Annotated in this window: 28 protein-coding genes; 21 read left to right on the forward strand and 7 right to left on the reverse strand. The window is 56.9% G+C overall.

The window, feature by feature from the left end:
- Positions 1-119 precede the first annotated feature (119 nt).
- A complete protein-coding gene (locus FDK21_RS07130; protein ID WP_138148337.1) occupies positions 120-2075 on the reverse strand; it encodes a protein meaA in 1956 nt (651 codons plus the stop codon).
- A 404-nt stretch (positions 2076-2479) separates the two neighbouring features.
- On the opposite strand from FDK21_RS07130, the gene ccrA reads away from it, so the two are divergent.
- Positions 2480-3772 carry a crotonyl-CoA carboxylase/reductase gene (gene ccrA, locus FDK21_RS07135; protein ID WP_138148007.1) on the forward strand — a complete coding sequence of 431 codons (1293 nt, stop codon included), beginning with the start codon at positions 2480-2482 and terminating at the stop codon, positions 3770-3772.
- A gap of 108 nt (positions 3773-3880) precedes the next feature.
- Here the strand turns inward: ccrA and FDK21_RS07140 are convergent, their stop codons facing one another.
- Positions 3881-4807, reverse strand: coding sequence for a YihY/virulence factor BrkB family protein (locus FDK21_RS07140; protein ID WP_138148008.1), 927 nt, complete (start codon positions 4805-4807; stop codon positions 3881-3883).
- A gap of 184 nt (positions 4808-4991) precedes the next feature.
- On the opposite strand from FDK21_RS07140, the gene FDK21_RS07145 reads away from it, so the two are divergent.
- The 12 genes from FDK21_RS07145 to FDK21_RS20600 all read left to right on the forward strand — a co-directional run bounded on the left by FDK21_RS07145 (position 4992) and on the right by FDK21_RS20600 (position 15688).
- The gene (locus FDK21_RS07145; RefSeq protein WP_138148009.1) at positions 4992-5876 is read left to right on the forward strand and encodes a DMT family transporter; all 885 of its coding nucleotides are present in this window, start codon (positions 4992-4994) and stop codon (positions 5874-5876) included.
- 290 nt (positions 5877-6166) lie between these two features.
- Complete coding sequence (locus FDK21_RS07150; RefSeq protein WP_138148010.1) at positions 6167-7843, forward strand: acyl-CoA dehydrogenase family protein; 1677 nt, start codon at positions 6167-6169, stop codon at positions 7841-7843.
- A gap of 138 nt (positions 7844-7981) precedes the next feature.
- Positions 7982-8812 (forward strand): SDR family oxidoreductase, encoded by an 831-nt coding sequence (locus FDK21_RS07155; RefSeq protein WP_114008487.1) that lies wholly within the window; start codon positions 7982-7984, stop codon positions 8810-8812.
- Between the two features lie 164 nt (positions 8813-8976).
- Entirely contained in the window at positions 8977-9165 is a 189-nt protein-coding gene (locus FDK21_RS07160) for a twin transmembrane helix small protein (protein WP_114008486.1), read from the forward strand.
- Positions 9166-9418: 253 nt separating this feature from the next.
- A complete protein-coding gene (locus FDK21_RS07165) occupies positions 9419-9997 on the forward strand; it encodes a cob(I)yrinic acid a,c-diamide adenosyltransferase (RefSeq protein WP_138148011.1) in 579 nt (192 codons plus the stop codon).
- A gap of 54 nt (positions 9998-10051) precedes the next feature.
- Positions 10052-10741, forward strand: a complete 690-nt coding sequence (locus tag FDK21_RS07170) for a rhomboid family intramembrane serine protease (protein ID WP_138148012.1) — start codon at positions 10052-10054, stop codon at positions 10739-10741.
- 236 nt (positions 10742-10977) lie between these two features.
- Positions 10978-11727, forward strand: a complete 750-nt coding sequence (locus FDK21_RS07175) for an electron transfer flavoprotein subunit beta/FixA family protein (protein ID WP_138148013.1) — start codon at positions 10978-10980, stop codon at positions 11725-11727.
- Between the two features lie 24 nt (positions 11728-11751).
- Positions 11752-12681, forward strand: a complete 930-nt coding sequence (locus FDK21_RS07180) for an electron transfer flavoprotein subunit alpha/FixB family protein (RefSeq protein WP_138148014.1) — start codon at positions 11752-11754, stop codon at positions 12679-12681.
- Positions 12682-12896: 215 nt separating this feature from the next.
- Positions 12897-13778 (forward strand): 3-hydroxybutyryl-CoA dehydrogenase, encoded by an 882-nt coding sequence (locus FDK21_RS07185; RefSeq protein ID WP_114008481.1) that lies wholly within the window; start codon positions 12897-12899, stop codon positions 13776-13778.
- Between the two features lie 610 nt (positions 13779-14388).
- Entirely contained in the window at positions 14389-14949 is a 561-nt protein-coding gene (locus tag FDK21_RS07190) for an RNHCP domain-containing protein (RefSeq protein ID WP_138148015.1), read from the forward strand.
- Positions 14950-15120: 171 nt separating this feature from the next.
- Positions 15121-15327 (forward strand): hypothetical protein, encoded by a 207-nt coding sequence (locus tag FDK21_RS07195; RefSeq protein ID WP_114008479.1) that lies wholly within the window; start codon positions 15121-15123, stop codon positions 15325-15327.
- A 190-nt stretch (positions 15328-15517) separates the two neighbouring features.
- Positions 15518-15688 (forward strand): hypothetical protein, encoded by a 171-nt coding sequence (locus FDK21_RS20600; protein WP_171021990.1) that lies wholly within the window; start codon positions 15518-15520, stop codon positions 15686-15688.
- Positions 15689-15748: 60 nt separating this feature from the next.
- Here FDK21_RS20600 and FDK21_RS07200 read toward each other — a convergent pair whose 3' ends face one another.
- On the reverse strand, positions 15749-16348 hold the full coding sequence (locus FDK21_RS07200; protein ID WP_246657539.1) for a TlpA disulfide reductase family protein: 600 nt from the start codon (positions 16346-16348) through the stop codon (positions 15749-15751).
- 175 nt (positions 16349-16523) lie between these two features.
- On the opposite strand from FDK21_RS07200, the gene argH reads away from it, so the two are divergent.
- From argH to lysA, 3 genes are all read left to right on the forward strand, one after another.
- The gene (argH, locus tag FDK21_RS07205) at positions 16524-17924 is read left to right on the forward strand and encodes an argininosuccinate lyase (protein ID WP_114008477.1); all 1401 of its coding nucleotides are present in this window, start codon (positions 16524-16526) and stop codon (positions 17922-17924) included.
- 128 nt (positions 17925-18052) lie between these two features.
- Positions 18053-18277, forward strand: a complete 225-nt coding sequence (locus FDK21_RS07210; protein ID WP_138148017.1) for a lipoprotein — start codon at positions 18053-18055, stop codon at positions 18275-18277.
- A gap of 72 nt (positions 18278-18349) precedes the next feature.
- Positions 18350-19621, forward strand: coding sequence for a diaminopimelate decarboxylase (gene lysA / locus FDK21_RS07215; protein WP_114008475.1), 1272 nt, complete (start codon positions 18350-18352; stop codon positions 19619-19621).
- Between the two features lie 22 nt (positions 19622-19643).
- On the opposite strand, the gene FDK21_RS07220 is transcribed toward lysA, so the two are convergent.
- The 4 genes from FDK21_RS07220 to FDK21_RS07235 all read right to left on the reverse strand — a co-directional run bounded on the left by FDK21_RS07220 (position 19644) and on the right by FDK21_RS07235 (position 22530).
- The gene (locus FDK21_RS07220) at positions 19644-19892 is read right to left on the reverse strand and encodes a SemiSWEET transporter (protein ID WP_138148018.1); all 249 of its coding nucleotides are present in this window, start codon (positions 19890-19892) and stop codon (positions 19644-19646) included.
- Between the two features lie 284 nt (positions 19893-20176).
- The gene (locus FDK21_RS07225) at positions 20177-20587 is read right to left on the reverse strand and encodes a response regulator (protein WP_114008473.1); all 411 of its coding nucleotides are present in this window, start codon (positions 20585-20587) and stop codon (positions 20177-20179) included.
- Between the two features lie 227 nt (positions 20588-20814).
- Positions 20815-21339 (reverse strand): hypoxanthine phosphoribosyltransferase, encoded by a 525-nt coding sequence (gene hpt / locus FDK21_RS07230; RefSeq protein WP_114008472.1) that lies wholly within the window; start codon positions 21337-21339, stop codon positions 20815-20817.
- Between the two features lie 87 nt (positions 21340-21426).
- A complete protein-coding gene (locus FDK21_RS07235) occupies positions 21427-22530 on the reverse strand; it encodes a zinc-ribbon domain-containing protein (protein ID WP_138148019.1) in 1104 nt (367 codons plus the stop codon).
- A gap of 211 nt (positions 22531-22741) precedes the next feature.
- Here FDK21_RS07235 and ftsE point away from each other — a divergent pair, with 211 nt between their 5' ends.
- The 5 genes from ftsE to FDK21_RS07260 all read left to right on the forward strand — a co-directional run bounded on the left by ftsE (position 22742) and on the right by FDK21_RS07260 (position 26777).
- On the forward strand, positions 22742-23401 hold the full coding sequence (ftsE, locus tag FDK21_RS07240) for a cell division ATP-binding protein FtsE (protein WP_114008470.1): 660 nt from the start codon (positions 22742-22744) through the stop codon (positions 23399-23401).
- A 10-nt stretch (positions 23402-23411) separates the two neighbouring features.
- The gene (locus FDK21_RS07245; protein ID WP_138148020.1) at positions 23412-24578 is read left to right on the forward strand and encodes an ABC transporter permease; all 1167 of its coding nucleotides are present in this window, start codon (positions 23412-23414) and stop codon (positions 24576-24578) included.
- A 79-nt stretch (positions 24579-24657) separates the two neighbouring features.
- The gene (locus tag FDK21_RS07250; protein WP_114008468.1) at positions 24658-25329 is read left to right on the forward strand and encodes a YdcF family protein; all 672 of its coding nucleotides are present in this window, start codon (positions 24658-24660) and stop codon (positions 25327-25329) included.
- A gap of 205 nt (positions 25330-25534) precedes the next feature.
- Positions 25535-26281: a lysophospholipid acyltransferase family protein gene (locus FDK21_RS07255; RefSeq protein ID WP_138148021.1), complete on the forward strand. Its 747-nt coding sequence runs from the start codon at positions 25535-25537 to the stop codon at positions 26279-26281.
- A gap of 139 nt (positions 26282-26420) precedes the next feature.
- Positions 26421-26777, forward strand: coding sequence for a hypothetical protein (locus FDK21_RS07260; protein WP_114008466.1), 357 nt, complete (start codon positions 26421-26423; stop codon positions 26775-26777).
- The last annotated feature ends 24 nt before the right edge of the window (positions 26778-26801 follow it).

A 26801-nucleotide genomic window follows, 5' to 3' on the forward strand; every position in this document is an offset into this window, starting at 1 on the left:
CGCAATCGTGTAAGATTGCGGGCTTCCAGTTAGCCCACCGACCAACGAGTTTCAGCCACCAGCGGGCACAGAGGAATGCGGTCGGGCACCTACCGCAAAGCCTGATCAAGTCTGTTTGGTTAGGCAACCAGTTCGGCAATATTCTTCATGATTTCATTCAGCTGGAAGTCTTTCGGCGTATAGACAGCGGCAACCCCATGCTCCAACAGATGCGCCGCGTCTACGGGCGGAATAATGCCGCCAACCACCACGGGCACATCATCCAGCCCGGATGCCCGCATCAGGTCCATCACATCGTCAACCAGCGCCAGATGCGAACCGGACAGGATCGACAGCCCCACCACATGCACCCCTTCTTCGAGCGCAGTATTGACGATCTGCTCCGGTGTCAGACGAATGCCCTGATAGACCACCTCCATGCCGCAATCCCGTGCCCGCACGGCAATCTGCTCCGCTCCGTTGGAATGGCCATCAAGGCCCGGCTTGCCGACCAGAATTTTCAAGCGCCGCCCCAACGTCTCGGACACTGCATCCACTTTCTCGCGCACGCCAGCCAGCTCTTCGCTGGTGGCCAAAGCCGCCTTGCCAACCCCGGTCGGGGCGCGATATTCGCCAAAGACCGAGCGCAAGACCTGACCCCATTCACCGGTGGTCACCCCCGCCTTGGCGCAAGCAATGGAAGGCTCCATGATATTGGTCCCGCTCACAGCGGCATCCTTCAACGCGGCCAGCGCCGCTTCAACAGCCCCGTTGTCGCGGCCCTCGCGCCATGCCTTGATCTTCTCGACCGCTTCCTGCTCAACGGCAGGATCAACGGTCAGAATCGAACCACCATCGCCAGAAGATAGCGGCGACGGTTCGCTTTGCTGAAACTGGTTCACCCCGACAAGGGTCTGATCGCCGCGCTCGATGCCTTCAAGCCGCTTGGCGTTTGATTCCACCAGCTTCTGTTTCATATAGCTTGATTCAATCGCCGAGATCGCGCCGCCCATTTCCTGAATGCGAACCATCTCCTCGCGCGCTTCTGCCTTCAGCGCTTCGACCTTGGCATCGACTTCCTTGGAGCCATCAAACAGATCACCAAATTCAAGCAAGTCCGTTTCATACGCCATGATCTGCTGCATCCTCAGCGACCATTGCTGATCCCACGAACGCGGCAAGCCAAGGGCCTCATTCCAGGCAGGCAACTGCACCGCCCGCGCCCGCGCCTTTTTCGACAAAACCACCGCCAGCATCTCGATCAGGATGCGGTAGACATTATTCTCCGGCTGCTGCTCGGTGAGGCCGAGGGAATTGACCTGCACCCCATAGCGGAAGCGACGATATTTCTCTTCCTTGACCCCATACCGCTCAAGACAAATCTCGTCCCACAGATCGACAAAGGCCCGCATCTTGCAGATTTCGGTCACGAACCGCATGCCCGCATTGACAAAGAAGGAGATCCGCCCGACCGCTTCCGGAAAGTCAGCTTCGCTCATCACGCCGCTTTCCTTGACCGCATCCAGCACGGCAATCGCCGTCGACAGGGCATAGGCCAACTCCTGCACAGGCGTCGCGCCTGCTTCCTGCAAATGATAAGAGCAGACATTCATCGGGTTGAATTTCGGCATTTCGCGATAGGTGAAGCCGATAATGTCGGTGGTCAGCCGCAAGGATGGCTTGGGCGGAAAGACATAGGTGCCGCGCGAGAGATATTCCTTGATCAGATCATTCTGGGTGGTGCCAGCCAGTTTGGCCCGATCCGCACCCTGCTCATCAGCAACCGCGATGTAAAGCGCCAACAGCCATGCCGCCGTCGCATTGATGGTCATCGAAGTGTTCATCTGCTCAAGCGGAATCTGATCGAACAGGGCCCGCATGTCACCAATATGGGCAATTGGCACCCCCACCTTTCCCACCTCGCCGCGCGCCAGCGCATGGTCCGGGTCATACCCTGTCTGGGTTGGCAGATCGAACGCCACCGACAGGCCGGTCTGACCCTTGGACAGATTGGTGCGATAAAGGGCATTGGAATCCTTGGCCGTGGAATGGCCCGCATAGGTCCGAAACAGCCAGGGCCGGTCCTTTTGCCGCATCTCGCTTGCCGCGTGCCCGGTGTCAGCCTTCATACTTTCGTTCACACTGTGTTGATGGGTCATCTCTGGTTCCTCCCGATCACCCGCCAAGGGTCGTGTCTCTCTGATCCACCTTCGAACGCGATGGCAAGGCAGATGGACCCGCAACCCCCTACGGCACTTCAGCTTTTGTTCCATAGGGCAATAGGCGTCGTTCCACACCCTTCCCCTTGGTCACTTCTTTTTGTTCAAACAAGAGTGTCTCTTCGCACACGCAAAAAGCAAATTGGCAATAAGACGTATATCTTTGCGCAAAATAATTTCGGATAGTTTCGCAAGTGCGTCATAAAGCGCAGTTCGCAGTCCAAAGTTGCTGCGGCGCAATATGACCAATGCAATGGCTTTCTATGTCAGGAGGAGCATAAATGGCTGAAGAACTGCTTGCTCAGGGCACCACCGGTGAAAAAAAAGATCTATATGAGATCGGTGAAATCCCGCCACTGGGACATGTGCCCAAAGAGATGTATGCCTGGGCGATCCGTCAGGACCGTCACGGCCCACCGGAACAATCCTTCCAGATCGAGGTCGTCCCGACCTGGGAGCTGGACAGTCACGAAGTGCTGGTCCTCAACATGGCCGCTGGTGTCAATTATAATGGCGTCTGGGCAGGCCTTGGCGAGCCAATTTCGCCGCTCGACGTGCATAAAAATCCCTATCATATTGCCGGCTCCGATGCCTCGGGCATCGTTTGGGCCGTCGGCTCGAAGGTGAAGAGCTGGAAGGTCGGCGACGAAGTGGTCATTCACTGCAATCAGGATGATGGCGACGACGCGGAATGCAATGGCGGCGATCCGATGTTCTCGCCCACCCAGCGGATCTGGGGCTATGAGACCCCGGACGGCTCCTTTGCGCAATTTTCCCGCGTTCAGGCGCAACAGTTGCTGCCTCGTCCGAAACACCTGACTTGGGAAGAAAGCGCCTGCTATGTGCTGACCCTGGCCACCGCCTACCGCATGATGTTCGGCCACAATCCCCACGAGCTGAAACCCGGTCAGAATGTGCTGATCTGGGGCGCCTCGGGCGGTCTTGGCGTTTTCGGCGTCCAGATTGCAGCGGCCGCCGGAGCCAATGCCATCGGTGTGATCTCGGACGAATCCAAGCGCGATTTCGTCATGAGCCTGGGTGCCCGTGGCGTGCTGAACCGCAAGGATTTCAAGTGCTGGGGCCAGTTGCCCAAGGTCAATTCGCCCGAATATGCCGAATGGTTCAAGGAAGTGCGCAATTTCGGCAAGGCCATCTGGGACATTACCGGCAAAGGCAACAATGTTGATATGGTGTTCGAGCATCCCGGTGAAGCGACCATGCCGGTATCCACCTTCATCGTCAAACGCGGCGGCATGGTGGTCATTTGCGCAGGCACATCAGGCTTCAACCTGACCATGGATGCCCGTTATCTCTGGATGCACCAGAAGCGGGTTCAGGGCTCACACTTTGCCCATCTCAAACAGGCCATGGCCGCCAACCAGATGGTCATTGACCGCCATGTGGATCCTTGCATGTCAGAGGTCTTCACTTGGGACCAGATCCCCAAGGCCCACGATCTGATGCTCAACAACCGCCATCAGCCGGGCAACATGTCCTGTCTGGTCAACACCAGCCGGACCGGCTTGCGCTCCGCCGAAGAGGTGATTCTGGCCAGCCGTGGCGAAGAAATCTGATTTCTACCTGTCAAAAGCGCAGGAAAAAGGCCGGTCACACCGGCCTTTTTCATATCCCATGTCACGCATTTCCCATGTCACGCATTGCTTGTCTGATAGCGCAGATCCTCAGACATGCTCGTCATCTTCTTTTTCCGTCACGCCCTCCGCATGCTGCTTCGGGTCGGGATGCTCAAGATCCGCTTTTGTCACTCGGTTGCGATTGAGCCGCTGCCAGCGAATCCGCCAGGCATTCACCTCTGCACCGAACAAAAAGATCATTGAAATAATGTGCAGGAAGATGAGGGTCGCCACCACCCCGGCAAGCCCCGCATAGACCTTGGCATATTGTGCAAAATGGGACAAATAGTAGGAGTAGGCCTCTGCGGTGATCCACCACAGAACCAGCGTGGTCAAAACCCCGGGCCACAGATCATCCCACTCGATTACCCGCATCGGCAACCAGCGATGGCTGGCGACAAGAAAGGCCGTCAGGATCGGCAGGGCAATACTCAGGCGCACCACATCAAACGTCACCTGAAAGTCCTGCAGCCACGGCAAATGCGGCTTGGCGATCTGCCATGCCAGCGGGGCCATGAACAGACCAGCCGCCACCGACACCATCACCAAAATCGCCCCGATGACAGCAATCAGCCCCATCGCCCGGCGCGACAGGATCGACCGGCGCTCATAATAACCATAGGCACGGTTCAGTCCTTCGCGCAGGCTCTCGACCAACGAGGTCAGCGTCACAAGAAAGATCACAAGAGACAGGGACAACAAGCTTCCCGTTCGCTCGGCAATCACCGCATCCACATCCGGTTGCAGGATATGGGCGATCGGATCAGGCAACAGGAAGGGCAGCAAATCCTGAAGGATATTCCCCAGCTCCTGCCCACCGGCCCAAACGGTCACCCCGGTGATGATCAGCAGGAAAGGAAACAGCGATAGCAGAATAGAGAAGGCAATATTGCTGGCCAACGCGAAACCATGATTGTCCGAAAACCGCCAGAAGATCCGAACCGGAACCAACACCCATTCCCAAATCTGAGACATTCCCGACACCCTGACGCAAAGACGCTATCCGTCGCAATCCTTATAAGCTGCAATCATAAAAAGCAATCCGTCACAAAATCGCGAAACCGCAAGGGATGGATGGACAATTAGGGTTTGACCGGATAGGGATCCTAAACCTGCCCGCTCTGTTTCCCGCTTCGGCCTGCCATCAAAGGGTCTTTCCATGTCAACCAAGACAAAGCCAAGCCTTGCGCAAGCAACCCCTGCCCTGTTTGTCGTCTTGTGGTCGACCGGCTTCATCGGCGCACGGATGGGGGCGCCCTATTCCGAACCGATGACTTTTCTGGCCATGCGTTTCTCGCTGGTCCTTGCGCTTCTCTTGCCCATTTCCCTGATGCTGCGTGCCAAATGGCCCACTCCGAAACAGGCCTTTCATGCGTTTGTAACAGGCTTGCTGATCCACGGCGTCTATCTGCCTTGTGTCTTCTGGGCCATTGACAATGGCATGCCTGCCGGGCTCGCGGCTCTCGTGATGGGTCTGCAACCGGCCATGACTGCCTTCTTTGCCCGTGGCATTCTGGGCGAGCGCCTGACGCGCAATCACCTGTTTGGTTTCATACTGGGATTGATCGGCATTTGCCTGGTGCTTTATCCGCGCTTGAGCGGTGGGGATTTTTCCGTCACCCCGCCCCAGATAGGCGTGGTTTGCGCTGCCATGCTGTCCATTTCCTTTGGCACCGTCTATCAGAAACGCTTTGCCGCCAATCTCGACATGCGCGCCGCCACCATCTGGCAATATCTCGCCGCCTGCCTCCTGTGTGCCGGACTGAGTTTTGCCACCGAGACCCAAACGATTGTCTGGTCAGGCGAGTTCATCTTTGCCCTTGGCTGGCTCACTCTGGTCCTATCCATCGGTGCCATCTTCCTGTTGCTCTGGCTCATCGAGCATGGCGCCGTCTCCAACATAGCCGCCCTTTTTTATATGATCCCGGCGGTGACTGCGGTCATTTCCTATCTGCTGTTCGACGAGCCGATCACCTTGATGCAGATCGTTGGCATCATCATCACCGCCACTGGTGTATTGATCGCCAGCCGCAAAGCCAGATAAGGCGACAGGCAATAGAAGAGAAGCACCTTTTCCTTCTTTCCATCACAGCCTTGCCTGCATCCAAATGCCGCGCGCAGTCACCGGTTCCTTTGGCACCATTGCCAAGCCCGTCAAATCACGTCCCATCTCCCGCTTCAACGGCAGTGCAACATGACTTTCCATTAATCCATTGGCCAATTGCCAAGTGACGGCCCGCCCTTCACTGTGCAGTGCAGCATAAACGGATTTTCGACCGCGCGACCCAAGCGGCACTCAGACCGACGCGCAGTCTTAAAGGAGGAGGAAGATCCATGACCCTGACCATTCAGACCCAAGCCATCCCGACGCCAGAGACCTTCATGGACGACACAGGTGCCGCCCTGACCGCCATCGAAACCCTGCTCGAAGCCATCAAGACCGAAGTGCGGGCCAAGGTGGTTGTCGAGGATCGCATCAGCGCAGAACGGATCGAGGCTGAACAGCGTGCCACCCACGGATTTGCTTGGTTCGCCACCTATGTCGAAGCGCTCAAGGAAATGCGCGGCTATGCCAGCACGCTTTCAGACGAAGGCCGCTTTGGCGAAATGGAAATGTTGATCACCCGCATCGCCTTTGCCGAATATCTCGCCCAGATCTTTGGCGGCATCCCGATGACTCAAGGTGAAATTGTCCGTCTGGCAGATTTCAACCTGCCCTTTGAGGCCATCCAGAAGGCCTATTGCCCGCAAATTGTGCGCCTGATCACAGAAGGCAACACACCAACCATCCGCAATCGCCTGATCGCGCTGATCGAAGCCGCAGAAGGGGCCGCTTCCTATGGCGATGCCGGTCTTGATGAGACCATGGAAGCGTTTCGCGAGGAAATGCGCCGCTTTGCCGACAGCGAAGTCAAACCCCATGCCCATCAATGGCATCTGGACAATGCCTATATCCCCCTCGACATTGTCGACAAGATGGCTGAAATGGGTGTTTTTGGCCTGACCATCCCGGAAGAGTTTGGCGGACTGGGCCTTGGCAAGGAAAGCATGTGCGTGGTGTCGGAAGAATTGTCCCGCGCCTATATCGGCGTCGGCTCGCTTGGCACCCGCTCGGAAATCGCCGCCGAACTGATCATTTGCGGCGGCAATGACGAACAAAAAGAAAGCTGGCTGCCACGCATCGCGGCGGGCGAAATCCTGCCAACCGCCGTCTTCACCGAGCCCAACACCGGCTCTGATCTGGCCAGCCTGAAGACCCGCGCCGTGCGCGATGGCGACAGCTACAAGGTGACCGGCAACAAAACATGGATCACCCATCCGGTCCGCGCCGATCTGATGACGCTGTTGGTCCGCACCAACCCCGAAGAACCCGGCTATAAGGGCCTGTCCATGCTGCTGGCAGAAAAACCGCGCGGCGACGATGCCAATCCCTTCCCGGCGGCCGGCATGGATGGCGGCGAGATCGAAGTGCTCGGCTATCGTGGTATGAAGGAATATGAAATTTCCTTCGACAATTTCGAGGTCAAGAAAGACGCCCTGCTGGGCGGCGTCGAAGGGCAAGGCTTCAAGCAATTGATGCAGACCTTTGAATCCGCCCGCATCCAGACGGCAGCCCGTGCCATTGGCGTCGCCCAATGCGCTATGGATCTGGGCTTGCGCTATGCACAGGAACGAGCCCAGTTCGGCAAATCGCTAATCAATTTCCCGCGCGTCGTCGACAAGCTGGTGATGATGGCTGTTGAAATCATGATTGCCCGCCAGTTGACCTATTTCTCCGCCCGCCAGAAAGACCATGACAAACGCTGCGATGTCGAGGCAGGCATGGCCAAGCTGCTTGGCGCGCGCGTCGCTTGGGCCGCGGCCGACAATGCCCTGCAAATTCACGGTGGCAATGGCTTTGCACTGGAATATGAGATTTCCCGTGTCCTGTGTGATGCACGCATCCTGAATATTTTTGAAGGGGCAGGCGAAATTCAAGCCCAGGTCATTGCCCGTCGCCTGCTTGGCTAAGATGCAGGAAACCTAGCAAGCTTTGGTAAAATGTCTCGAAGACGTGACGACAGAAAGGGTGTTTCGGCAAGAAGCACCCTTTTCTTTTTGCCAATGTCTGGTAAACCACTATTAGCTAAAAGTATGAGACAGGAAGAAATGGCCCAAAGATCAATACTCATCACCGGATGCTCCACCGGCATCGGACACCATTGTGCGCTGCGCCTGAAGGAAAAAGGCTGGCAGGTTTTTGCCACCGCACGCAAGGTTGAGGATCTCGAAGCTCTGCGCGACGCCGGTCTGACGGCCATTTATCTCGACTATACCGATCAGCAATCCATTTCCGCCTGCAAGGAAGCCGTTCTCAATCACACCGGCGGCAAACTTGATGCCCTGTTCAACAATGGGGCCTATGGTCAGCCCGGCGCGGTCGAAGATCTGCCCACCGATGTGCTCAGGCAGCAATTTGAAGCCAACTTCTTTGGCTGGCATGAACTGACCCGCCAGATCATTCCGGTGATGCGGGCCCAGGGCCATGGCCGCATTGTCCAGTGTTCCTCGGTGCTCGGCTTTGTGCCGCTGGCTTTCCGTGGTGCCTATGTCGCCTCGAAATACGCACTCGAAGGCCTCACCGACACCATGCGCCTTGAGCTTCATGGCTCCAACATCCATGTCTCGACCATCGAACCCGGCCCGATCACCAGCCAGTTTCGCGAAACCGCCCGCAGACGCTTCATCGATTCGATCAACATCAATCGCTCGCCTTACAAGGAGCGTTACCAGAGCAGACTGGAAAAAATGGATTCCGATCAGCCTGACCGGTTCGAGAAATCCCCTGAAGCGGTGTTCGAAAAACTCATCCATGCGATCGAAAGCACCTCCCCCAAGCCCTATTACATGGTCACGGTGCCGACCTATCTGATGGCCTGCCTGAAGCGCCTTTTGCCAAGCAAACCGCTTGAGACCTTTCTGCGCGCTGCTGGCGACTGACCCGACATCTTAAGGCGGCAATCGACAAAAGTCGTGCGCCCGAGGTCTTTTCCGTTATCCGTATAACCTGCTAGAGTGGAGGAAGCCGCCTGCGACGCTTGATCGCGCATAGCGGCAGGCCCGGCGCATCGCCCGATGCATCTCCCTTAAAAGGAACACCAAGAATGTCAGCCCTTCTGCCCACTCTCGTCCCGATCGCGCTCATCGCAGTCGCCATTGTTCTTGGACTGGGGCTTTACAATATGCTGCGCGGCGGCAGCCCCAGCCGCTCGCAATCCCTTATGCGCTGGCGGGTGATCCTGCAGTTCGTGGCCATTATTCTGGTCATGGCCAGCCTCTATGTGATGACCTGACCCCTGCCATTGATCGCATAAACCGCCGTCCCGCTTGTCCAACCGGCCTTGATCGGCGCGTGCGCTTGCTATGTAAAAAGAACAAGTTGCATGCGCGCATGTGCCATCTACACTGGTGTGCGAACGCAATTGCATGATTCTTCTTGCCCCATCAGCCGCGCATCTGGACGGCTGACATCATCCCTTGACTGCTCACCCGCCGGATTGGCCAACGCCGCATCGGGTCCGGGTGCAAAATACGGAAAGTTGCTCCATGGTCCGCCTGAACAAGATCTATACCCGCACCGGCGACAAAGGCACCACGATGCTCGGCAGTGGCGACCGCGTCGCCAAGCATGACCTGCGTGTGGAAACCTATGGCACGGTTGACGAAACCAACTCCATCGTCGGTCTTGTCCGGCTGGAACTGGCGGACCTGCCTGAAATGGACGCCATGATGTCGCAGATCCAGAATGACCTGTTCGATCTTGGCGCCGACCTCACCACCCCGGACCGGGGGCAGGAATTCAAATATGAGCCTCTGCGCATCACCGCCGCACAAGTCGAGCGTCTGGAACAGCAGATCGACCAGCTGAATGCTGATCTCGAACCACTCAGAAGCTTCATCCTGCCCGGCGGCTCCCGTGCGTCGGCCTATCTGCATCTGGCCCGCACCGTCTCACGTCGTTCGGAGCGTCTGATGACCGCCTTGGCCGCCATGGAAGACGAGCCGGTTTCCAACATCTGCATCCAGTATGTCAACCGTCTGTCCGACTTCTTCTTTGTTGCAGCCCGGGTGGCGAACAATATGGGCAAGGAAGATGTGCTTTGGGTTCCGGGACAAAACCGCTAAACTGATCCCGAAACAGCCTTCAGCCCGAGGGCCGGGACAGAATGGAACCGCCAGATGTTCATACCGCTGCATGACAAGAATGATCTCACCCATGTCCGCTGGCAGTATGCAACCCTTGGCCTGATCCTTGCCAATGTGGTGGTCTTTGTGATCACCACATCCGGCTCCGGCGGCCTTGTGCTTCAGGATTATGCGCTGGCCTATGGCCTTATCCCCAGCGACTTTGCCCGCCAAAATCTGAGTGCAATTGCGCTCACCGAGCCAATCCTGCTGACTGCCCCCATCTCATACGCCTTCCTTCATGCCGACTGGATGCATCTGATCGGCAACATGGCTTTTCTCTGGGTCTTTGGTGACAATATCGAGGACGCCATGGGCCATGGCCGCTTCTTGCTCTTCTATTGCCTGTGTGCCATGGGCGCTGCTGCCCTGCACATGATGATCAATTGGGGATCTCCCATCCCTTTGATTGGCGCCTCCGGGGCGACGGCCGGCATCATTGCCGCCTATTTGCTGCTCCATCCGCGCGTCAAGGTCTGGATTCTGGTGCTCGGACGCATTCCGCTGCCGGTCCCTGCGCTCTATTGTCTGGGCGCTTGGATTGCCTTGCAGATCTTCAACTCCGTCACCAGCGTCGATGAAGGCGTCGCCTGGTGGGCCCATGTTGGCGGAGCAGCAACCGGGGCCTTCCTCATCCCCCTGATGAAATATGCCAATGTTCCACTTTTCCAACGCAGTGGATAAATTACGTATACGTAACGTAATTATAACCGAAAGTCATGCGACTGCGACGGACGGATTGTTGACAGCCCCAATCCATGCCATTACCGTCCTCCCCAAACTTGCAGCAGCCGACCGTCAGGGCGCATCTTTCCGATTGCGAAAGGCGCCCCTCATGCGTTCATCAGATGCGTACAGTTCTATTCAATTCAAGCAACTTCTGAACTGGCCTATGCCGGTTCATGTGGGAGAGACGATCCATGAAGATTCTCGTACCCGTGAAACGGGTTGTCGATTACAACGTCAAAATCCGTGTCAAAGCAGACGGAACCGGTGTTGATCTTGCCAACGTGAAAATGTCCATGAACCCGTTTGACGAGATCTCGGTAGAAGAAGCCGTTCGCATGAAAGAAGCGGGCACGGCGACGGAAATCGTTCTGGTCTCCGTTGGTCCACAACAGGCGCAGGAAACCCTGCGCACCGGTCTTGCCATGGGGGCGGACCGCGCAATCCTGATCAAGACCGACGCCCATGTGGAACCACTCGGCGTTGCCAAACTGCTCAAAGCCGTGGTCGAGGAAGAACAGCCCGGTCTCGTCATCGTTGGCAAACAGGCCATTGACGATGACAGCAACCAGACCGGCCAGATGCTTTCCGCCCTGCTGGGCTGGCCGCAAGGCACCTTCGCTTCCAAAATCGATATTGAAGGCGAAACCGCATCCATCACCCGCGAAATCGATGGTGGTTCGCAGGAAATCAAGATTGCCCTACCTGCCGTGGTCACCTCTGACCTGCGTCTGAACGAACCACGCTATGCCTCCCTGCCCAACATCATGAAGGCCAAGAAAAAGCCGCTTGATACCAAGGAAGCCGGAGACTATGGCGTTGACATCGCGCCGCGTCACGAGATCCTTGCCACCGCCGAACCGGCTGCCCGCGAAGCTGGCATCAAGGTGGAAAGCGTCGCAGAACTGGTCGACAAGCTGAAAAACGAAGCTGGCGTGCTGTAAGGCAGAAAGAGGAGACACAAGATCATGACAACCCTTCTGATTGCCGAACACAATAATGCGGCACTGAATGAAGCCACCACCAAAGCCATGACCGCAGCTGTCGCCCTTGGCGCAGACGTTCATGTGCTGGTCGCAGGCAAAGGCTGTGGTGCCGTTGCTGAGGAAGCCGCCAAGCTGAGTGGTGCCGCCAAGGTGCTGGTTGCCGAAAGCGATGCCCTTGAGCATCAGCTGGCCGAAGCCATGGCTGCCCAGATTGTGGCTTTGGCCGATGGTTATGACGCCTTTGTTGCGCCAGCCACCGCCAACGGCAAAAACTATATGCCACGCGCCGCTGCCCTGCTCGACGTGATGCAGCTGTCCGACGTCACCAAAGTCATCGCGGCTGACACCTTCGAGCGTCCGACCTATGCTGGCAACGCCATCCAGACCGTGAAGACAAGCGACGCGAAAAAGGTCGTCACCGTGCGGACCGCCAACTTCGCTGCCGCTGCCACCGAAGGCTCGGCTGCCATTGAAAGCGTGGCCGCAGCCGATGCTCCGGCTGGTGCCAGCTTCGTCAGCGAAGAATTGTCCCAGTCCGACCGTCCGGAACTGGCCGCAGCCCGCGTCATCATTTCCGGTGGTCGTGGATTGGCATCCGAAGAACAGTTCAACGCCATTCTGACCCCAATCGCCGACAAACTGGGCGCCGCCATTGGTGCCTCCCGCGCGGCGGTTGACGCTGGCTATGCACCGAACGATCTGCAGGTCGGCCAGACCGGCAAGGTTGTTGCTCCCGAGCTGTATATCGCGGCGGGCATTTCCGGTGCCATCCAGCATCTGGCAGGCATGAAGGATTCCAAAGTCATTGTTGCCATCAACAAGGACGAGGAAGCTCCGATCTTCCAGGTGGCGGATTATGGCATTGTTGGCGACCTGTTCGACATTCTGCCCGAGCTGGAAAAAGCCCTCTGAACCAAGGCTTCCGCCTTCACAATCTGGCCGGATGGAACAAATTTCGAAAGGGTGCCCCATCGGCACCCTTTCGTGCTTTTCGCATTTGCGAAATAGCCTATAATCTGCCACTATTCCGCCCAGACCACGCGATGGCTAGCAACAAGCGGCCCGCGCGATGGGAAAAAAACAAGAACCCCAAGAAGTAGCCGCAACAGCGGCAAGCGGTGAGCAGGATGATTTCTGAAATCAAGAAAGTCGGCATCATTGGCGCTGGACAGATGGGCAATGGCATTGCCCATGTCTGCGGCCTGTCAAACTATGACGTGGTCCTCAACGATCTGAGCGCGGACAATCTCGACAAAGGCATGGCCACGATCAAGAAAAACATGGATCGCCAGGTCTCCAAAGGCACGATCAGTGCAGCCGAACGCGACGCAGCTCTGGGCCGCATCATTCCGGCAACCGAGCTCAAAGCCATGGCCGAAGTCGATCTGGTCATCGAGGCCGCCACCGAACATGAGGAAACCAAGCGCAAGATCTTCGCCGCAGTGACCCCGGTGCTGCGCCCCGACGCGATGATCGCATCCAACACATCCTCGATTTCCATCACCCGTCTGGCTGCGTCGACCGATCGTGCCGAGCAATTCATCGGCATTCACTTCATGAATCCGGTGCCGGTGATGAAGCTGATCGAACTGGTGCGCGGCATTGCCACGGACGAGCAAACCTATATCACCTCGAAGAAATTCGCTGACAGCCTGGGCAAGACTGTTGCGGTTTCCGAAGACTTCCCCGCCTTCATGGTCAACCGCATCCTGCTGCCGATGATCAACGAAGCCATCTATACCCTTTACGAGGGTGTTGGCTCGGTCGAATCCATTGATACCGCCATGCGCCTTGGCGCCAACCACCCGATGGGCCCGCTGCAGCTGGCCGACTTCATCGGTCTCGACACCTGCCTGTCCATCATGCAGGTGCTTTATGAAGGCTTGGCCGATACCAAATATCGCCCATGTCCGCTGTTGGTCAAATATGTCGAAGCAGGCTGGCTTGGCCGCAAGACCCAGCGGGGTTTCTACGACTATCGCGGCGACGAGCCGGTGCCAACCCGCTAAGCAGCGGCCAAAGGATCGATGGTTTTTGCTCAAGGCACCCGGTTTCGGCCGGGTGCCTTTTTTGTCACGCATGCGCCCTTTTGTTTGCCGGCATTCTGCCGGTGCTTGCAGGCCCGCCAAACCGATGTTATGCAGGCTGTGCAAATGCAAGAAAGGGCTTTATGTCATACCGTCCCACAAAAGAGATTGTAAGCGCCTAGCATCGACCAACAATCAGTCGATGCCGATGGTTGCATGACCTCTGACCTCCATGCTCGCGTCCGGGCAGGATCAGACGTCAGCAGCCCTTATGGCAGCAAAATCTTCTTCTCCCACACAGAATAAACAGCTCATCGACGCTCCGCTGCATCTTGCACGGCAAGCGCCGCGCGCTGTTTTCCGCACGCCTCTTTCCCATGCCCAACCAGAAACAATGGCATGCGGTCAGAACGGTTGATGCGTCCTGGATGCCGTCGCCCCAGAGACTTGAAGCATTGCGACTTGAAGCATTGTGGCTTGAAGCTCGCTGACGGGCATCCTTCTGTCTGGAATCCCGGTATCTGGCAAAGCCGATCACACCACAAGATTTTGGTCTGTCCAATCATCCTTCTGATGATGAACGGAATAGACAATGAAACACCCTCATCCTTGCAGCAAACAGCGCAAGCGTCCTTTAACCCATCACCCCAAAGACAAACGAGACAAAAAGAGCCGCAAACGCTGGCACACGACAAACGAAGCCTTTCGCTGCCACCATTGTCAGCAAATGGTGTTTCCGGCAGAGCAGATAGGCACCACGCAACGCAACCACTGCCCGCATTGCCTCTGGTCCTGTCATGTTGACACCAAACCCGGCAACCGCGCCTCCACCTGTCACGGCGGTATGAAACCGGTCGGCCTGACCTTCAAGCATCATGGCTTTGACAAATATGGCCGCACCAGAACCGGCGACGTGATGCTCGTTCATCATTGCCATGGCTGTGGAGCAATCAACCTCAACCGCATTGCCGGTGACGATTGTCTGGCAAAGCTGTTTGACATCTTTGACCGGTCAGAGACGCTTGGCCCGCCTTTGTTGCGCAAGCTCTCGGAGCAGGCAATCTGCCTGCTGACCCGGACCGACAGCGATCGTTTGCACCAAGCCATCTATGGCAAATCCTTCCGACCGGATTCTTTGACAAGGGCTCCATAGCCAGCGGGCCGCTACCGGCCCCTGACACCAGCCAATGCTTGCCGGGCCTCCACCACCCGGCAGGCATTCCTTCAAGTTCGATCAATTTGTTTAGCTTTTTGTTTACCCTGACTTAAGGAACAGATGCGAAACTAACGCTTCATAGGATCCAATGATCTGGAGCAAATACCCATGTCTTCTGTCGTCTCTCTGGCCTCTGCAATGGTTGCGAAAAACGCAGCGGAGACCAATATGGAACTTGGCAGCACCCTGACCAAGATTGCCCACAATGCCGACAATGCCATGACTGGCATTCTCGACAAGCTCGTCCAGCAGGGCCTGCAAAATAATGCAGCAACCCCGGAAGGGATGGGCGGGTCGGTCAATATCAAGGCCTGACCTTGCCTGAAAGCCGATACCCGACACAAGTCTGCAACCCGGCCTTTGCCGGGTTTTTCTTTGCCCGAGCGACAAGGCAAAGCCTACGCTTCTGACGCAATTGTGATACCGCCGAGAGCGCTTCTTCATTGTCGATTAAGGACAAAAGTCAAATCTCATGGGGCAAACCAAAACCATGAGGAGAAAGACGATGTGTGGAGTATCAGCCGCTGGTGGGGGAGGACATGTCGCCCAGACCAGCTACTCAGCCCCGAGCCCTACGCCCTCGCCTGCCGCCAGTGCAGCATCAAGCCCGGCCAAGGTCGCAACACCGCCCCCTGCCCCGGCGGGCCTTGGTGGATCGGTGGACTTGTCGGTCTGAATAGGAAAAGCCCGGAAAAATCCGGGCTTTTTTTGTGAGATCAGAGCAGACGGCACCGATTTACTGTTTGCCAATCACATCCCGGATCATGAGTTTGGCCTGTTCGTCAGCCCAAGGTGCCGACCCTGACATATGGGCCAGTGAGCAGCCATCCTGATCAATGATCAGGGTCGTTGGCATGCCGAACGCCATACCCTGTTTGCGCAAAGTGGGGAACAGCGCCATGCCTTCATCATAGAACAGCTCAAGATCGTTGAGCTTAAAGGCATCGAAGAATTCCCGCGCCTTGGCGGGTGCCTTGCGATCCAGACTGATGGTGACAACCTCGAAGTCATCCCCGCCAACACTTGCCTGCAGGGCATTGAGGTCAGGCATTTCGTGACGGCAGGGCGCGCACCATGTGGCCCAAAGATTGAGCAGCAGCACCTTACCTTCGAAATCGGCAACCGATACATCGCTGCCATCTTCGCGTTTGAAGGAAAGGCCGGACATATCTCTGGGGTGACCACTGATCTGAAGGGCCGCAATCGCGCCCTTGATCAGCGGGTCAATGCTGTCGATCCGCGCCTTGGAGGCGGGGCAGGCATCCGCTGCCCAACCGACCGCTGGCAGCATCAGCATGCCCATCATCAAAAGGACCTTGCTGGCCCACTGCTTCATTCCCTTCACCATATCTCTCCTACCTTATTGGTCTTTCTTATTTTTCCTGCCTTGATCCGGCCTGATTTCTGTTGTCCAGAAGTCTGCAGAATTTTCTACCTCAAAAGCGCTGACAGCCCAATTTTGTTGTGGCATAAAGCACGGCAACAAGCACATACAGACTGGAACATCTATTATGAGCAACAAAATGTGGGGCGGGCGCTTTTCTGAAGGCCCAGATGCAATCATGGAAGAAATCAACGCTTCCATCGATTTTGACAAAAAACTCTATGCCCAGGATATCTCCGGTTCGAAAGCTCATGTAAGCATGTTGGCCGAGCAGGGCATCGTCACGAGCGATGATGCCAAAGCCATCAAGGATGGTCTAGACACAATCGCGGGAGAAATTGAGGCGGGTACCTTCACTTTTTCGCGCGCGCTGGAAGACATTCACATGAATGTGGAAAGCCGCCTTGCGGATCTGATCGGCCCGACCGCCGGTCGTCTGCATACGGCGCGCTCGCGCAACGATCAGGTCGCCACCGATTTCCGCCTCTGGGTGCGCGAAACCCTCGATACCCTTGATGGTCAGCTGCTCGAGTTGCAACAGGCATTTGCCGACAAGGCCGTGGAATTTTCCGCCAGCGTCATGCCCGGCTTTACCCATCTGCAGAGCGCCCAGCCGGTGACTTTCGGTCATCACATGCTGGCCTATGTCGAGATGCTGGCTCGTGACCGGGGCCGGGTGCAGGATGCCCGCAAGCGGATGAATGAAAGCCCGCTTGGCGCTGCCGCGCTGGCAGGCACCTCCTTCCCGATCGACCGTCACATGACCGCCAAGGCGTTGGGCTTTAACCGCCCGACAGCCAACTCGCTGGACAGCGTGTCAGACCGCGACTTTGCCCTTGAGGCCCTGTCGGCGGCCTCCATTTGCGCCATCCATCTGTCGCGCTTTGCCGAAGAGCTGGTCATCTGGTCTTCCGCCCAGTTCCGTTTTGTCAAACTGAGCGACAAATTCTCCACCGGCTCCTCGATCATGCCACAGAAGCGCAACCCCGATGCCGCCGAACTGGTCCGTGCCAAATCCGGCCGCATCATCGGTGCCCTCAACGCTTTGCTGATCGTCATGAAAGGCCTGCCGCTGACCTATTCCAAGGACATGCAGGAAGACAAGGAACAGACCTTTGACGCCCTGCAGAACTTGTCCCTCTGTGTCGCGGCCATGACCGGTATGGTCAGCGACCTTGAGCCCAATGTCAAAGAGCTGAAAAAGGCCGCTGGTTCAGGCTATTCCACCGCCACCGATCTGGCCGACTGGCTGGTGCGCAGTCTCAACATGCCCTTCCGCAACGCCCACCATGTCACCGGCACCCTTGTCGCCATGGCCGCCGAGCGCAATATCGAGCTGCACAAGCTGACACTTGAAGACATGCAGTCGGTGGATCCTGAGATCACCGCCGATGTCTTCTCTGTGCTGTCGGTCGACAAATCGGTTCGCAGCCGCACCTCCTATGGCGGCACCGCACCGGTCAATGTCAGAAAACAGGCGAAAAGCTGGCTGAAAAAGCTTGAAAAAGAAAGAGCAGCCAAGCAATAGTCGGATCAACGGCGCCGGGGACATCCCAGTCTCCCGGCCCTCTTTGATTCGCTCTGGTCCCATCGACCCTGAGCAAACACCGCATGGCCCTTGAAAGGGCAAAAACGAAGGCACAAGGATTTCTCGCGATGGCTCTCAATTCCCTTTCCCTCGCCCCGGCAAAGACACTTGCCAAGCTTCTGTGCCTGACAGCCCTGGCTGCCGGTCTGGCTGCCTGTGGCCAGCGCGGCCCGCTGGTCCCGCCTTCGACCAAGACCCCGGATGCCGGTATGGAGACGGAGGCCGCACCAGCGACCACCAAAGACAATCCGAATGTGCCTGACGAAGGCTTCGTTCTGGACCCGCTGCTCTAGACCCAGACGGCTCAAACCTCATTTCCCGCCCGCGTCCCGGAAAGGCACGCGCGACAAACCGGCGAGACGATTATGCACCATTTTGATTATGTCGACGGCGTGATGCATGCCGAGGATGTGTCCATCCCCGAAATCGCCCGTCAGGTGGGCACGCCCTTCTATGTCTATTCCACCGCGACCTTCGAGCGTCATTTCAAGGTCTTCTCGGATGCCTTTGGCGATGTGCCTTCGCTTGTTTGCTATGCGATGAAGGCCAACTCCAATCAGGCCATCCTGAAAACCCTTGCCCGTCTGGGCGCAGGCGCTGATGTGGTATCCGAAGGGGAAATGCGCCGCGCACTGGCCGCCGGCATTCCCGCTGACCGGATCCTCTTTTCCGGCGTCGGCAAAACCCGCCGCGAACTGACCTTTGCGCTGGAACATGACATTTTGTGTTTCAATGTCGAATCCGAGCCGGAGCTGGAGCATCTCAGCCGCATCGCCAGCGATTTGGGCAAAGAAGCCCGGATCTCGATCCGCATCAACCCCGATGTCGACGCCAAGACCCACGCCAAGATCGCCACCGGCAAGTCGGAAAACAAATTCGGCATTCCGTGGAAGCGCGCCCGTGACGTCTATAAACGCGCCGACAATCTGCCGGGCATCAGGGTCACTGGCATCGACATGCATATCGGCAGCCAGATCACCCAGCTCGAGCCGTTCGACAATGCCTTCCAGCGCCTTGGCGATCTGGTTCGGGACCTGCGTGCCGACGGCCATCTGATCGACCATGTGGATCTGGGCGGCGGTCTGGGCATTCCCTATGAAGCCAACCAGTCGCCACCACCTTTGCCACGCGATTATGCGGACACGGTGAAGAAGCATGTCAAGGATCTCGACTGCAAGGTCTATTTCGAGCCGGGTCGTCTGATCGCAGGCAATGCGGGCATATTGGTCAGCGAAGTCATCTATCGCAAGGAAGGCGAAGGCAAGACTTTCCTGATCGTCGATGGCGCAATGAATGACCTCATTCGCCCGACCCTCTATGAGGCTTGGCACGAAGTCAAACCGGTCATCGAGCCGGGCTTTGATACCCCGGTGACCAATGTCGATGTGGTGGGACCAGTTTGCGAAACCGGTGATTTCCTCGCCCAGAACCGCCCTCTGCCAAAAATGGAAGCGGGCGATCTGCTCGCCATCATGTCCGCAGGGGCCTATGGCGCGGTTCAATCCAACACCTATAACAGCCGCCTGTTGGTGCCTGAAGTGCTGGTCAATGGCGATCAGTGGGACGTGATTCGGGCGCGCCCATCCTATGAAGATCTGCTCGGCCTCGATACCATCCCTGCATGGCTGGAGGACTGATCCAGCCCTCCTGCAGCATCGCTCATTTGAAGAAGAGTTTCGCTGAAACAATCGAGCCAACAAATATGGCCGACAGGATGTTGGCAGCAATCAGGGGCGGCGAATTGATGGCAATGCCATAGATCAGCCACAGGCTCATGGTGGTAAAAAGCATCAAGTTGGTGGACAGCGACAGATCCTTGGTCTGTCGTGTTTTCCAGACTTTCAACACTTGCGGGATCCAGCAAAGGGTCCCCAGCAAGGCCGCAGCGTAGCCGAGCAGGTCAATCATGTCGATTTGCCTTCTTCACTATGGCTCTGGCAGGCAACAGCCTGCCTAGCAAGCCGATTGCGCACCATCGATATGGAGATGGAGATTGGGCGTACCCTTTTGGAACCGGAGAAACGGTCAGGTACGTATATGTAAGGGCCACCCTCTTAGCATATCCTTGTCCACCTGTGGACCCATAAAAGCAACAGCTTCGAAAAGACCGGATAAAAAGGGCTCCCAAAAAGCAAAAGGACGGCGCGATGCCATCCCTTTTGCAAGTCTCTATTTGCGCTCAATTGCGGCATTTAGCCATACATGACCTGAGATATGGAGGCTGGTCCGGCAGCGGCACGCCCGGACAGCGCCTCACGCACCGCGTTGCGGATTTCCGCCAGAGAAAATGGTTTGGATACCACATCATGAACGATGGCATTCAGGCTGTCGCAGCGTTCCCGCTGGTCGGCAAAGCCGGTCATCATCAAAATGGTCAATTCGGGATACTCTTGCGCGGCGCTTTTGGCCAGCGCTATGCCATCCATATATGGCATCTTGATATCGGTCAGGAGCAGATCAAACGCTCCCTCGCAATCCGTCAGTACATCAAGGGCATCCCCACCATCTTCTGCCGTTCTGACTTCGTGTCCGTCCATCATCAAAGCGCGCTGGACAAACATACGTACGCCATCATCGTCTTCGGTCAGAAGAATTCGGGCCATATGTCCCACTCCCACACTATACTCAAACTCGTCACCCCAAGATCTCTTGATGATCTTGCCATCCCATTTGACAGGGAAAAGGTTTACCAAAAGCGAAAGCGACGACGAAAAGTTGCGGATGGGAGCGGCAATCCGACCCAGTGGGGGATAAGCGCCCAATCGACAAATCCGCTCCGGCGACAACGGAACGGCGGTGCAACCAGTCAAACCAGAGGCAGAGTAAAGCTCTATTCGAGATAACCGACGAACGGCACTTCCCGATAGGAATGCGCTTTGTCCATGCCATAGCCGACGACAAATTTGTCCGGGCAGACGAACCCGACATACTCGCCTTTGATATCGGCGATTCGTTTGCCCGGCTTGTCGAGCAGCACCGCCACATCCACCCGGTTAGCACCGCGATTGGACAGAAGATCCTTGGCAAAGGCCAGTGTCCGGCCGGATTCGAGAATGTCGTCGATCAGCAGCACGTCGCGCCCTTTGACCTCTTCCTCGACATCCCGCACCACGCGCACATGGCCGGTGGATTTGGTGCCCGTCCCATAACTCGACAGGGACATGAACTCCACTTCCAGCTTCACGCCCGCCCGATAGAGCGCCCGCAGCAAATCGGCCGCAAAGACGAAGCTGCCCTTCAGCACAGCAATCACCAGAAGATTTTGATAGCCCGCATCCGCTATGGCCTTGGCCAGCTCGGTGTTGCGATCAGCAAGGGTCGCCTCATCATAGAGGACGTGAATGGTGTCTGTCATGCGCTTGTCCGGATTCCTGTTGCCGCGTGTCGGATGGCTTGGTCATGGCCTGTCTGGGGCCACATTGGCCCACGTTGGCATGACGGATCAATGGAACATCCGCAGCGATACAAATTTCGCTTGTGAGGGCGCGGCAACCGACGTCTTGATCGTCTTGCGCTCGCCCGGCCCCAATCCCCTGATGTCGGGATTGATATCCCATGAATAAAGTTCTGAATCGTTGTTGCCAAGGACCGAAAACCGCACAGAGGGAAGACTCACAGGTTCTATCCCAAGATTCACAAGCTCAGCCTCCACCGCAATCACCGGAGCACCCGCCTTTTGGACCAGTTCGACATTCACCGCTTGAATATCGACACCGGTCACGTTGATGTCCATGCCCAGCATGTCATAGAACGAAGCCAGATCGGGGAAGCTTCTGGTCCAGAAATTGGGGGCCGCGACCAGCGAAATAACCAGAATAAGCGTAGCGGCCAGAGCCGAGGCGCCAACAATCCATTCCTTGCGCTGGGCGGCCTGCCCTTTGATGCTGTCCTTGGCCCTTGCCTTGGCTTTCTGTTTCTTGCGCCTTTTGCGACGCACACTTGATTCGATGTCAGTGCCGCGCGCCACTTTCTTCTGCGCTTCAAAGGCTGCGGCATCCATCAGGTCCATCACCGGCGAATCGAACCGATCATCTTCAACACCAGTGACCATCATCGGATCATCGCTATTTTCCGACGTGATCACCGTTGGTCCGTCATCAGACCCTGCATCGTCCGTATCAAACAGGGAGTCGATATCATCCTGACTCTGCTCGTCTCCCCCTGACGGGCTGTCAAACAAGGCGTCAATATCATCCTGACTTTGGTCCTCGCCCCCTGAAGGGCTATCGAACAAGGCGTCGATATCATCCTGACTTTGGTCTTCGCCCCCTGAAGGACTATCGAACAGAGCATCAATATCGTCCTGGCTCTGCTCTTCACCACCAGCCGGGCTGTCAAACAAGGCATCAATGTCATCTTGGGAATTGTCGCCGTCATCGGCTTGGTCAGCGGGCGCTGCCGGGGAAGCGGTCACCTTTGCAGGGGCTTCGGGCACCGCATGCCATGTATCCCCGCAATTGGCACAGCGCACCGGCCGCCCCTCGGCACCGATATAGTCGTCAGGCACCTGATAACTGGTCGAACATTTGGGGCAGGTGATTTTCATTGGCGCACAATCAGTTGAAGCCACGGTCACGGAACATCCGCATTTCTGGTCTCAAACAGAGGAAAGCGGACGAATCATCCACAAAATAGGATATCAGCCCTTAACGCTTTGCCAAGACCTGTCTAAAGATCAGGCAAACCGGGCACAAATCGGATGAATTCACGCAGGAAATCAGGCAAGCTCGGCACCAACAGCAAAGAGGGAAACCGGTTTGATTCGCTTTGAAAATGTTGGACTGCGCTATGGCATGGGACAGGAGGTCTTGCGGGATGTGTCCTTTGACATTCCGGCAAAATCCTTCCAGTTCCTTTCCGGTCCCTCCGGCGCGGGCAAGACATCCCTGCTGCAATTGATGTTCCTGTCACTCAAGCCCAATCGCGGCCTGATCAAGATATTCGGCAAGGACACCGCCCGGCTGGATCATGACGAGCTGTCCCAACTGCGCCGCCAGATCGGTTTTGTGTTTCAGGAATTCCGTCTGCTCAATCACCTGACCACCTTTGAAAATGTCGCCCTGCCGCTGCGGGTTCAGGGCAAGTCGGAGCATGATTACCGTACCGATGTGGCCGAACTGCTCCAATGGGTCGGACTGGGCCATCGCATGCATGTCTACCCACCGGTCATGTCCGGTGGGGAAAAGCAGCGTGCCGCCATTGCGCGCGCTCTGATTTCCCAACCCAAACTGCTGCTGGCGGACGAACCGACAGGCAACGTCGACCCGATTTTGGCGCGCCGCCTGCTCCGGCTGTTCATCGAGCTGCATCGCTCGGGCACTTCCATCATCATTGCCACCCATGACACCGGACTGATGGATCAGGTCGATGCCCGCCGGATTGTGCTCAATGATGGCGCGCTCTATGTGTATGATTGAGGTCTGAACTGTGGCAACTGACAAACCAAACGGCAATGGCAGCAATCGGACAGGGGGCAATGGGCATCCATCAGGCCCGTCCATGCATGGCGCCCATAGCTTGCCACCCATGCCTTCGAGCTCACCCCGGGTTGGCCCGAACCTCAATCCAATTGACAGCCAGTCCTTTGCCCCATCGGGCAAGCCCCCGCCAACAATCGCAAAACCAAAGCGCCGCAAGGGACGTCTTGGGGGCCTCAAACCCAAGGCAATGCTCAAAAATTCCAGCTTTGCGATGGCCAACAAGGCTGACCCCATTGTGCCCAAGGGCACCATTGCCGGTCACGCTCTGGTGTTGGTCATTGCCATCATGAGCTTTCTGGCGGCGCTGACAGTGGCTGGGGTCTCGGTGGTCTCAGATGCCACCCGCGACTGGCAGTCGGACATTTCGCGCGGTGCCACCATCCAGATCCGCCCGATTGAAGGGGTCGACATCGATGCCGAGTTGGCCAAGGCGGTGCGCATTGCCCACGAGGCCAACGGCATCAACAGCGCCAGGGTGTTGACCGAAAGGGACTCGAACGCCCTGCTGGAACCATGGCTCGGCCTCGATCTGGCCTTTGACGACCTGCCGGTTCCCCGGTTGATCGAACTGACCATTGATGACCCGTCCGTCGTGGATTTCGCTGCCATCAGCGACGCCCTGCAAAAGCAGGTTCGCGGCGCGATCCTTGACAATCACCGTTTCTGGGTCGACCGCCTGAAATCCATGGCCGAAACCGCCATTCTTGCGGGTGTCGCCATTCTCGCTCTGGTGATCGCCGCCACGGTGCTGATCGTCGTCTTTGCAACCCGTGCCGCCATGGCTGGCAACAAGGAAACCATTGAGGTTCTGCATTTTGTCGGTGCCAGCAACCGCTTCATCGCAAGTGAATTTCAACGCCGTTTTTTTGCCCTTGGCATCAAGGGCTCCATATCGGGCGGTGGCGGGGCCATGCTGGCCTTTCTGATGATGCAGTTTGTGGTTCGGGAGGATGAAGGATCAGCAGCGGCAGATCAGATGCAGGCCCTATTGGGTGTGATAGAGCTCGGCTACAGTGCTTATCTGGGCACCTTGGCACTGGCGCTGGCCATTGCCATCTTCACCGCAGTCACGACACGATTGACGGTTATCAACACGCTGAGCAAACTGAGTTGACCAGAACGGTATCCCGTTGTCCAACAAACGACAACGACCTCACCCCGAGATAGAAAACACTGAAAGCAGATACCCCCCAATGTCCAATCAGGCCAACAGCAACAGCCTTGACAAGTCGGAGCTCCGCGAAGCACGCGGCTGGTCGTTCTTGTCCTGGCGCAAGTTGGCACGGCTGATTGCCCTGTTGGTCTTGTTGACCATCGCCATGCTTGGCATGGGGTTGGCAGGCTATACCGGCTATGTGTTGCTGGCCAGTGAACGCGAGCCGGAACCGGCTGACGCCATCGTGGTCGTCACCGGCGGCGCAGGCCGTCTGGAAAAGGCCATCGAGCTTTTGAAGCAGGAGAAAGGCAAACGACTACTGATTTCAGGTGTCCATCCCGGCTATGGTCCCATCACCCTTGAACGCCGCTACAAGCTGACCAAGAACCAGATTGCCTGTTGTGTCGATCTCGACAGCCGGGCGCTCAACACAGTGGCCAATGCCACCCAGACGGCTGAATGGGCCCGCCGTTATGGCTTTGAAAGCCTGATCATCGTCACCAGTGCCTACCACATGCCGCGCACCATGCTTGAAATGCGCCGCGCCGCGCCGGACATTCGGCTGCAGGGGCAGTTGGTAACCCGCTCGGACCGCGCGCTGTTGACCCGCCTGTTTGACTGGAACAATGTCCATTTGCTGACCAAGGAATATGGCAAACTGCTCGGTGCCATCGTCTATGGCAGCTCCGAACGGCTTACCAAACGCTAACCGGGAGGGTGCCAAACCCTTACGCCTTTCCCCAAGATCCGCCGCCCCGTTGCTGGACTCCTTGCCCAATATGGCCGATAACAACCGCGCATGGCGATCCAGCCACCAGTCCAGCGCGACGTCATGCTGCTCGAAGACACATGATCAGGGACGGCAGCCGCACAGCGCAACCGCCGCAATTGCCCTGACCACAAGGGATTAATGCATGCTGTTCGTCCGGTCGTTGCTCTATCACATTGCCTTTTATGTGGTGACCTTCATCTTGTTGCTTGCCTGCATGCTGACCCTGCCCTTTCGCCGTTTCGGGGTGATTGCCATTGCTCGTTTCTGGGCGGCCCTCTGCACCAAGCTTCTCACCCTGATTGTCGGCGGCAGCTATGAGGTACGCGGCCTTGAAAATCTGCCGCAAAATCAGAGCCTCATTCTGGCCGCCAAGCATATGAGTGTGTTCGAAACCTTTGCGCTGGTGCCCCTGGTCAAGGATCCGCTTTTCATCCTCAAGCGCGAACTGATGTGGATCCCGCTCTTTGGCTGGGCGGTGGCCCGTGGCGAAATGATTCCGATCAATCGCGGTGCCCGGGCAAAGGCCCTGCGCGAAATGCTCGAAAACGCCAGACAACGCATGCAGGAAAACCGCCAGCTGATCATCTTCCCGGAAGGCACCCGCCGTCCGCTCGATGCCGAGCCGGTCTATAAGTATGGCATCAGCCATGTTTATAAGGCACTCAATGTGCCCTGCTATCCCGTTGCGCTCAACACCGGCCTCGCCTGGCCCCGCCATTCCTTTTTGCTCTATCCGGCCAAGATCATTGTCGAGATCCTACCTCCGATCGCTCCGGGTCTGGATCAGGATGTTTTCTTTGCACAAGTCTCCCAAACCATCGAGACCAACAGCGATCGCCTGATTGCTGAAGCAAGAGCGGAACAGGCCAAACCGGCCCCAGATGAATAATTTTTTGACGAGCGATCACCATATCTTGTATTCTGCACATCAGGGTCTACATGATATAGGAAGAGATCAGCTTGCTTTTCAAGCAAATTTGTTCTATTTTTGTTCTCATTCTGACGGAATGTGACCTCAGGGGGACGTCATGTCATCAAGACCGAAGGGAGATCTGGCCAAGGACAGCCTGAACAGCCGTTTCTGCTATTGGCAGGGAAGCGGTGAGGCACGCTATGTCTTTTCCCAAATTGCCTTGGATGACATTGCCAGCTTCAGCGACTGCGTCCTGATACTGGCCAGCGAAGAAAGCTCTCACCCGCAAATCCAGTGGATCGGTGCGATCGAAGACCTGACGCCGAAGGTCTTGAGCAATATGAGCGATACCGCCCTCATGCATCTCTCCGCCTATGTCCATTTGTTGGCCGGTGGCGAGGAAGAGCGCGCGCGCGTCGTAAGCGATCTTGGTGAGGCACCAGACCGCAGTGAGTTCAAGATCCCTGCCTGAAGACCCCCGCCTGCTTGAAGACCC

It is taken from the genome of Cohaesibacter sp. CAU 1516 (assembly GCF_005771485.1).
GTDB lineage: Bacteria > Pseudomonadota > Alphaproteobacteria > Rhizobiales > Cohaesibacteraceae > Cohaesibacter > Cohaesibacter intestini.